Consider the following 10328-nt stretch of genomic DNA (forward strand, 5'->3'; position numbering starts at 1 on the left):
ATGCCCCTCCCCATCAAAACGGGTTGCGTTCTCCCGCAAGGAAAACGCAACCCGTCTCTCCACTTCGATCTCGGAAAATCCCCCGTCTACTTTCCGTCGATCGCCTCCAGCACCGAATCGATCAGCGACTGTGGAAGTTTCGACGGCGGAGAGATTTCCAGTTCTCCCGGAGCGCCCGGCATCGTCCAGACAGTTCTGTGCCGAGCGATCGCGAGCTTCTCCCGTGATCCGTCCTCATTGACCTTGAAGTACTCGAACTCGAGGTCGATCCCCCTCTCGTAGAGGGCAGACAAAGACATCGTGACCAGGACGTCGTCGAACGGCATGACCTCGCGCAGATGCTCAACCCTGGTGTGCACACAACGAAGTTCCCCGAGAGCGCCTCTGGCCGCCATGGCCTCACGCTGAGAACGGACCAGGAACTTGTCCCGAACCCTCGACTGCCAGATGTAATAGTTGCCGAAGTAGATGTTGCCCACGACGTTTCCGTCCTGCAACGTCGTCGAGAACACCTCGGATTCGAGCAGGTACGGATTGCGCGGCACCATCGGAGCCGAGCGGATCACGGAACCACGATCGACGTTCTTCGGTTCGGTGGGAACAGCGATGTTCTTCGTCCCCGTCGGAATCGTCATCGGCTCGATGAAATCGTGGAAGTACTGCGGCATCGGCCGTGCCGCCACCACGCCGTGGGAGAGGATTTCCACCCACGTCGTCTGCATCGCACTCCACCCGATGTGAGTGCGCGTCTCGCCGTCGACCCGGCACCATTCGACATGCAGATTGGTGGTTGCCCGATCCGGACCGGTGAGCTCGGTGATCCAGATCGTCCCCTCGACAATGTCGTCGGTGTACAGGTTCGCATCGATGAACACCTCGGAGTTGTTGGTCACCATGCCCCAACGACCCGTCGCCATGTCCTCCACGATCTGCTTCGAGATCGGTCCGGTTCCCCTCTCTCGCAAAGCGCCCAACCACAGCGCGAAGCTCGCGAACCCCACTGATCCACCGACGTTGCACGCGTCCCGGAACCCGACGGGGAACCGGATCGACACCGCCGGATAACCGCTCCGGGCCACCACATGCACGTCGGAGCCGTAGGCCATCGGATCGAACTGCGCGAGAGACTTCGCCGACAACGGGCCGGAGTCGAACTGTGGTGCCGAGTCCTGCGCCGGTTCTTCCGCATCCTCCTCATGAGTCACAAACGCGAGAATCCGCTCCTCGTTGTCCGTCAACAGAGCTGGAAAAGTAAGAACCACCACGCTTCCGTCTGCGCCGCCGCGGAAGGTCACTGCGTCGTCCTCCCTGGCGCCCATCGCCAGAGAAACCGACATCTGCCCCGTGGCCTTTCGGATCGCCTCGGCCGCCGCCCACAGCCTGGTTCCCGCACGATCGAGTGATTCGCCGCCCGCGATCAACTCGTCCAGCAGCGGAATCCGCGCCGAACCCAGAAGCGCCTTCCACTGCATGACGGTTCGGGCGCGAATCGGTTCGATGTCACACCCCTGAGGCCAGTCGCCGGCCGAACTGAGTGACTTACTGCCGTCGTGCGAGAGCGAGACATCCACAGAGGGCGGAATATCACCGACGACGACGGGCTTTCCGGTTTCCTGCCATTCGATGGCAAAGGCATTACTCATTTGATCACCACATCCTCATCGAGATGAATGTTCACGGCCGCCTCGGCGATCGGTTTCTCCTGCTCGTGGCGTTCCGACTTGGTCAACTCGTGAATCCCCGGGGTATGCGCGACCACAACCCGCGGGCTCTTCACTCCCAACGCCCGGCTGTGTTGCGCGAGCTTGTCGAGAATGATCTGTGCGTCGCGCGCAGTCGGATCCGCGATTTCCTCAGCCGTAGGACGGCTTTCGTCGTGGGAGAGAATCTGGGAGCGATATCCCTCGAGCTGCATCACCACTCGTCCGTCCTTCACCACCGCCACGTCGGCTTGCATGTGGGTCTCTGTCTGCACCTTGTCGTAGGCGTACGCGGTGAACGAACGAGCCTCGAATCGTCCGTCGTACATGTCGATTCGCGCAATGTTGACCGGAAGGCAGATCTCCCGCGGAACCATGATCTGGCCCGATTGGAGCAGGGAATCGAGGAAGTAGGGATCACCGAGGAGGTGCTGCCTACGGTCGGCTCGCGAAATAGCGCTGAAGAGGATGTGCTCGGAATCGAGGCTCGAGATCTCTTCGAGTCGGCGGAAATCTCCCTCCTGGAACAGCAACCACGAGTAGAGATCGTCCAACGGATCGATGTCGAGCACCGGTCGCGGCAACTCCTTCTCGAACTCCGGCAGTGTTTCGTCCAGCCCGAAGATGAAGTCGGCCGAGAAATGGGGCCGTCCGTACCCGGTCCGTTCGGTGCCGATCGTGACATGCACCCGCGTTCCTGCAGCATCACGATCCTGCTCCACGACGCTTGCCTTGATCTCGACTCTGGTGCCCTCGACGGTGTCGACGACGATCGGTCGATCCAGTTTGATGTCGTCGATGCGGACGCGACCCAGAGTCACGCGTCCCGTGACATAGGCCGCCGCCTGCGACATCGCCTCGAGCCCGAACACCGTCGGAAGCAGCGCCGATCCCTTCCAGACATGATCGAGGACAAAGGGATCCGCCGAGGTGGACAACGTCGTCCGGGTCACCAGTTCTACCTGCGGCTCGAATGTCACCACTTGGTCGATGTAGCGCGACACCGCCGGCAGAGCCGGTGCTGCCGGCGCCCAGGTGTCGAGACCGCCGAGTCGACTGGTCACGACGATACGACTCGCCTCGGGTCCGCTGTCGACCAGGCGAAGGAAATGATCCACTCCCGCAGCCGTGGAAATCGGCATGACACCCATCTTCGCGAGGTGGTTGACACTGCCCATGCGGGCGCCCATGCCTGTCTCCCCCCACACGCTGTACGCGAGCGAGAACGTCCGAGTCTTCGGGTGCCCGGCGGCATACCGCACCACCATTTCGTCGAGAAGCTCGTTTCCGTATGCATACCAGCTGTTTCCGGGCATACCTGTGAATCCGATGATGGAGGAGAAGCCCACGAACAGCTTCAAGTCGCGATCAGCGAGCGCTTCGACGAAGTTGGCTGCGCCCAGGACCTTAGGTGCAACCTCCTTGAAAGCCGCATCGCTGTCGACTCTCTCGAACCGCCGCGGAACATTCGCCCCCGCACCGTGGACAAACCCGGTGATCGGCCCAACCTCGACCTCGATCTGGGCGACGACGCCGGCCACCGCCGCAGCATCCGTGACGTTGCAGCGATAGTAGTGAGCGCTCAAACCGGCAGACGTGAAGTCCGCAAGAGTGGAGGCGATTTCGTCACCCGCTTGTCGCTGAGAGCTTCCGATCAGCACTAGTTCGGCGCCTGTCTTTCGACCGAGAGCCAGAGCGCATTGCGCCATGATGCCTTTCGCGCCACCGGTCACGACCACTACATCCGAACTTCCCAACCCGCTCTCGCGGACGGTGTAGTCGCTCGAGGCGAGAACCCGCGGTTGCAGTGCCGTGCGTCCCATCTCGGTGTCGTAAGTCGCGAACACATAGGGTGCAACCGAATCCAACTCGGAGACGACGGTGGTTGCCACCACCGCGTGCGCAGTCGAGCCGTCGAATCCTATGACGCGGACATCCAGTTCGGGGCGCTCGTGATGCACCGAAGCGGCAAAAGCCGCCGCACTCGGTACCGGCGCCGGATTGCCCAACTCGACATCGGTGAACTGAATCACTGCCAATGTGGTTCGTGCGCCTGCACTTTGCTGCGCCGGAACCATCTTGTACATGTGTTCGATCCCACGGCGCAAGCCGATTTCGGTGACGGAATCATCGGTCACGCGCGGCATTACGGCAACCACGTGCTGCGCATTCGCAGGAGCGCCGTCGGAGAATGTGCGAAGGTCGACCTGAGCACCACGCCCTCGCAGTTCGGATTCCAACCTTCCGACCAAACCGGCGTCGTCACCGATGACGACAAACGTCGTGTCCGTGAGGTCTCGGACTCCGTGCAACGCTGTCTCGCTCCGAACCTTTTCCAGGGTGTAATCGCGAACCCAGGTGAAGCTGTCGGCTGATATACCCTTTGCCTTCACCGGCAGCGCCCGCGCAACCGGCTGCTGCTGCCCCGACTTCTCTTTCGCGGATCGATCGAGCACTTCGATCAGTTCACCCAGGCTGACGTTGACGAGTTCTGCCGGATCCAGATCACCCTGAACACCCAATCGCGTTGCCACAGTTGCTATCGCATCGGCAGCCTTGATCGAGTCCATGTTCAGGTCGTCGAGCAGGTGGAGATCCACATCGAGAGACTCCACCGGAAATCCGGTGTCCTCCGCGATTACCTCGAGCAGTATTCGCGACACGTCCGACTGCACCGAACTCGCTGCTGGAACGGCAGAACCGGGATTCGGTGATGCCGCAAGGATCAGCGATGCTGCTTCTCCGATCGTGGCATTGGCCAACTCGGCAGGGTCGAGGTCGACAACCTCGAACTGATGCGCAACCTTCGAAATAGCCTCTGCCGCACTGATCGAGTCGAGATTCAGATCATCGAGCAGACGCAGATCCGTCGTGATCGACTCGGCGGGGAATCCCGTCGTATCGGCGAGGATCCTGATCAGCTCACTTTCCACGGACCCAGCGCCCGCGTCAGCCGGCTCTTCGACTACCGGAGCCGAAACCGGCGAAGGAGCTTTCGCTGCTACGGATTCGTGGCCGTTGGTGACTGCCCGCGAAGTCGGAGCAGATGGAGAAGACGGAGAAGTCGCTCCACTGCCTACATCAGCACGAATGACGTCGACGAGGAAGGTCCCGCGTCGACTCAGGTAATCGGCCAGCGCCGCAGCCGGATCCCCGCCGGACGTACCAAGTGCGAGCGGTTCGGGAGCAGAGGTAACCGTCAGCTTCGCCTCGGCCAGGTTCTCGATGAACACCTTCTGATCGGCAGGAACGAATTCGCGCACGAACCGGCCGTCGAAAAGTTCGTTCCATCGGACCTGAGCGCCATGTACGTACATCGCGGCCAGCGCGACGTTGAAGTCCTCGTCGCGTCCGGACTTGGACGCAACGGGGAAGCAGCGCACGCCGTCGGTCCCATTGATCGCCTTGGTGAGCCCGGTCAGCACACGGCCGGGTCCGACCTCGACGAGCAGGTCCACGTCCTGCGAGATTTCACTTACCGTCTTGACCCAGTCGACCGGTGAGACAACCTGTTTGGTGACCAATTCGCGAAGTGCCAGTGGCGTCTGTACGCGTTTCCCTTCGACGCAGGAATACACGGGGCAAGTCAGCGAATCGACTTGCTCGTCAACGGGCGCAGTGGACTTCAGCTCCCGCTCGGCCTCGTTCATCATCTCGGAGTGGAAAGCATTCGACACGGCAAGCACCTGAGCCGACACTCCGCGCGTCTTCGCGATGGCAACCACATCGTCGACCGCGTCTTTGGTGCCCGAAACCACGGTCTGTGTAGGCGTATTCAGATTCGCGACGGTCGCGTAACCCTTTGTTTCCGCGATGATCGCCTCAGCCGTCGATCGGTCGCAGGTCAGGCTCGCCATCGCGCCGTTTCCACCACCACTGACAGCCATGGCCGCACCCTTCGCCGCAGCCAAGGTGATCAGCGTCTTCTGGTCGTAAGCTCCTGCCGCGTAGAGCGCGGTCAACTCGCCGAGACTGTGGCCGGCGACAGCACTGGGTGTGACACCCAATCGGCGGAGGTACTCGAACCAGAGCAGCGAAGCCAAAGCGACGGCAGGCTGGGTGAACTGCGTCTGGGCGAGATCCCGCTTCCACTTCGCCAATTCTGCAGCGTCAGCGCTCTTGACCGGGTTCCGCAGAATTCGAGGCGTGATCGCCTCCGCTCCAACTCCCTCCAACCAGCCGTCCGCCTCGGTCGCCAGTTCGCGTGCCCACTCGAAGCGCTCGATCAGCACGCTCGCCATCTCGAGTTGTTGGGATCCCTGTCCAGGGAACAGGAATCCGATGTCGTGGTGGACGGCGTTCGAGATCGAGATCTCGTTGCTCACGACCTTCACCTGGCCGGATGCAGGAGCGGAGTTCTCGCAGATCACGGCAAGCTGACGCATGCGTTCGGCCAACTGCCCGGGACGTCCGGCCACCACTGCGGCACGGAAGGGCGCGGTCGGCGAGATCACTCGCGAGAGTTTCGCCGAAAAGTCCAGCAGCTCGGCAACACTCAATGGAACCGCCTGATCTGCAACATCCCGCGCTCGGGTCGCCAAGTCCACCGCGGAATCTGCAGAGAGTACAAATACCTCGGTGTCCTGGTACGACGCCATCATCGTGCGGACGTCTCGCGAAGGTGTCAGCTTGCTGGACGGTGCATCAGCCGATTCAATGGCGACGTGGCAGTTGATACCGCCGAAACCCATGGCTTGCGCACCAGCACGCATCTTCTCGGACGGATCTCTGATCTCACCGTTGACGAGCGGAAAGAGTGCCGGTGCTTCGGTTCCGAACGCCGGGTTCGGGTCGGTGCAACCGGCGAGCGGCGGAAGGATTCGTTGATTGACGGCCATGGCCGCCTTGATCAGCGCAAGGATGCCCGACGCCGCCTTCGTGTGCCCGATCAACGACTTCAGTGACGTCATGCCGATGCTACGAGCCTCGACGGGCCCGTCCGTCTGAGCGGCCTGCTGGACGCCGGCCAGTTCGACGGGGTCTCCGACGGGAGTACCAGTTCCGTGTCCTTCGACGAAGGCAACCTCGCTGGCCGCGAATCCCGCTCGCGAGTACGCGCGACGGATCATCTCGGCCTGAGTTTCGGCGCGGGGCTTGGTGATTCCACCCTTGCCATCGGTGGAGATGCCCCAGCCGCGAATCGTCGCGTACACGTAGTCGCCGTCCGCCCTGGCGTCCTCGAGTCGTTTCAAGGCCACGAATCCGCAACCTTCACCCGGGATGAATCCGCTTCGGCTTGCGTCGTACACGTTCATGTCGCCACGGGTCAGTGCACCCAAACGGGCGAATCCCACCAGTTCCAAAGGATCCAAGCTGACGTCGACTCCCCCTGCCAAGACGAAGTCGGCCGCGCCGGACGCCAGCTTTTCGGCTGCAGTCGCCACCGCGAGCATTCCGGACGCGCACGCACCGTCCACGACGTACCCGCCGCCGTTGAAGTCGAGATAATTGCAGATCCGGCCGGCAATCGTATTCGACAACATGCCGGCGAGAGTGTCTTCACTCGGCTCCACCAATGGGCCCTTGTAGACCTCTTCCATCGTCTCGGCGAGAGCATCAGCGACGGAACTGTCCAACTGGCGCGCTTCGGCTGCCACAGCGAGTGCGCGCTTGACGTAAGGCCAACGCAAACGCATCGACCACATCCGGGATTCTTCACCGGTGAGGGAGTTGCCGACGATTGCTGCGCTGCGTCCAGTGGGTACCGATCCTCGGCTGTAGCCCGCGTCCGTCAAAGCCCCGAGTGCTGTTTCCAGAGCCAACCAGTGTGTGAGATCTGTCGACTTGAAGGTCCGCTCCGGTATCCGGCGACCGACCCAGTCGAATTCGAAACCATCCATGAACGCGCCGCGATCGGCGTATGTCTTGTCGACGTCGTCAGGGCTCGCGCTCCAGTAGTCGTCGAGGGACATCCGTGACTCCGGAAACTTTCGGAATTGCATCCGACGCGCGAGGACGTTCTCCCAAAATCCTTGCAGATCGCGTGCACCGGGGGACCACATGCTCATCCCGACTATCGCAATCGCAGGATTAGTTGAATCTTCAGTCATCTTACACTTCCTATTTTCGCGCGCATCCACGGGAGACTCAATCGACCGAAGACTAACCACGCCCTCATCGGTGTGTAAAACGCAGATTCACCTCAAGGCATAAACAAATAACAAAGGTCGTTCGGCGCAATGAACGTGTTTCAGCAATTTGACAGCAATCGGTAGTTAGCTGTAACTCGGAGTTACTCATTTGCTTCGCAACCGGTCAAGCTCCTGCTTGAACATCCGTACCGGATCCCGGTTTCACGGCCGCCATTTACTCGAGATCGGCAAATATTCAGTTGAATATGCACCGAAATGCCGCAATGCCGAATATGTGGCCAATTCGCCGAATGTCCCAAATTGGTCGATCCCCGCAAAACAAACATCCGACAACTATCAATCTGAACATTCGTGACACACCGAAATTTAACAGCAGCACTCGAATGCCCATCAGACAACGAGAACTTCCAGATATTCTTCGGCGACCATCGTCCGAATCGACGTTTCGTTACACCGGAACTGAGCGAACGAATGTGCCAGCAAACCAGCCACATACAAATCAGCTTGCGAGGCCGAGCCGGTGCGCTTTCGACACGCGCGCGCACAAAGGGAACGGCACTTATAACAATTCGATCACACAGTGGTGCAGCTGGATTCCGACAGCTGTTTCACGCACACGGGCCGAGACGGCAACTCAGCTTTCGAGGCGGCGAGCTCCGAGGACGTCCTTGAGGAGTTCCTTTGCAACATCCTCGGGATCACGTCTGGCAGTCGGATCAGCGGGCTCAGCCGCCTCCGCAAACATCTCGTCCTCGTCCTCCGGCGTTGCAGGCGGAGGAGTTGCCTCGTAGTCGACCTCAGGAGCAGGGGCCGGTCCAGGGTCTTCCGGATAGTCGGGGGCCTCGGGCGGCGGAATGTCGTCCGAATCTCCGCGCTGGGGCTGCGGGGCCTTGGGCTGCTGCGCTGCGCGCTCCTGGCTGGGGCGCGAGAAGCGGGGCGCAGCGGCAGGGCGGCTCGGAGCTTCCGTCGCTTTGGTTGCGCTCGATACTGTCGGCGCTGTAGGCGCACCTTCTTGATACTCGACTTGCCAAGTGCCACCGAACATTTCGGCAAGGACCTCGCAAATGACCGCCGCGTTGTGCGGTTGCGTCACACGAGCACCCAGGACCGGTGAGCCGTGAGCGATGACAACGACATGTCCACGCACGTCGTGAACCGTCGCAGCGGACAGCATGGCCGGAAGAACCTTGTTTCGTTCACCGACCTTGTTGCGCAAGGTGTTCCACGATTCACGGAGAGTCTCGACTGTGGGGCCTGCCGAGACCGGCGCAGCTTCGGCAACCGCCGGCTCGTCGAACTCGGGCTCGGGCTCGTAGTCGGGTTCCGGCTCGGCAAGCCCGATCAGCTCTTCCGCTTCGACAGGAGCAGGAGCCGGTGGTTCAACCACAGGAGCTTCAACTATTGGAGCTTCGGCAACCGGAGCTTCAACCACTAGTGCTTCAACGACTGGAGCTTCAGCAACCGGTGGTTCCACGATCTCGACGGTGGGAGGCTCGACCACGGGAACTGCCGCTACCGGAGGTTCTACGACAGGAGCTTCGACAACCGGCGGCGCCGCCGGAGCCGGGGCGGCTGGTTCCGGCCGCGCCTCAGGCTCGGCCTTACGTTGGGAGGGCCGTTGGAACTTGGAAGCAATCTCCGGTTCGAGCGGCGGCACGGTCGGTGCCGGCGTTGCTGCCGCGCGAGGGGCAGCCGCGACTCCGGCAGCCGGAATACCTTGTTCCAGGCGCTCCAGCCGCTGCAATACAGCTGACTCGGTGTCGGAGGCCGACGGCAGCAGCATTCGTGCGCACATCACTTCGAGCAGCAGCCGCGGCGCCGTCGCCCCACGCATTTCGCTGAGTCCGGCATGGACAGTTTCGGCGAAGCGGGTGAGCGTGGCCGGGCCGACTCGTTGAATCTGCTCACGCATCGTGACCAGCTCCGCTTCCGGAGCGTCGACCAATCCTCGTTCGCTGGCGTCGGAAACAGCCTGCATCAAGATGAGATCACGCAGGCGCTCGAGAAGATCGAGCGCGAATCGGCGTGGATCGTGACCGGCGTCCATCACGCGATCGACAGTGCCGAACAACGCGGCCCCGTCACTGGCAGACAGGGCGTCTACTGCTTCGTCGATGAGCGCGACGTCGGTGACTCCGAGAAGAGAGAGCGCGCGCGGATACGTGACACCTTCTTCTCCTGCGCCCGCGAGCAGCTGATCGAGGACACTCAACGAGTCACGAGGGGAACCGCCGCCGGCCTTGATGACCAGTGGATACACCGCAGGCTCGACCGGTACGCCCTCCTGGGCGCAGATCTTTTCCAGGAGTCCGCGCATGGTCGACGGCGCCAACAGGCGGAACGGGTAATGGTGTGTACGCGAACGGATGGTCGGGAGAACCTTTTCCGGTTCCGTCGTCGCAAAGATGAAGATGAGGTGTTCCGGCGGCTCTTCGACGATCTTGAGCAGCGCATTGAAACCCGCCGCCGTCACCATGTGTGCCTCGTCGATGATGAAGACGCGGTAGCGAGATGCGGCGGGTGCGTGGAACGCCTT

3 protein-coding genes are annotated in these 10328 nt (G+C 61.5%); all 3 read right to left on the minus strand.

Annotation, left to right across the window (positions count from 1 at the left end; all coding sequences use genetic code 11):
• Positions 1–86: 86 nt before the first annotated feature.
• Entirely contained in the window at positions 87–1643 is a 1557-nt protein-coding gene (locus ACYP01_RS26390) for a hypothetical protein (protein ID WP_459683106.1), read from the minus strand.
• Positions 1640–7750 (minus strand): SDR family NAD(P)-dependent oxidoreductase, encoded by a 6111-nt coding sequence (locus ACYP01_RS26395; RefSeq protein ID WP_459683107.1) that lies wholly within the window; start codon positions 7748–7750, stop codon positions 1640–1642. Before ACYP01_RS26395 ends, ACYP01_RS26390 begins: the two co-directional genes overlap by 4 nt.
• A gap of 676 nt (positions 7751–8426) precedes the next feature.
• Positions 8427–10328, minus strand: a 1902-nt coding sequence (locus tag ACYP01_RS26400; RefSeq protein ID WP_459683108.1) for a DNA polymerase III subunit gamma and tau, incomplete at its 5' end; no start/stop codon positions are given.

It is taken from the genome of Rhodococcus sp. no. 34 (assembly GCF_054589475.1).

Bases quoted from the DNA above. Each gene is read 5' to 3' on its own strand.
- ACYP01_RS26390 (WP_459683106.1), bottom strand. From the start codon at position 1,643: ATGAGTAATGCCTTTGCCATCGAATGGCAGGAAACCGGAAAGCCCGTC.
- ACYP01_RS26395 (WP_459683107.1), bottom strand. From the start codon at position 7,750: ATGACTGAAGATTCAACTAATCCTGCGATTGCGATAGTCGGGATGAGC.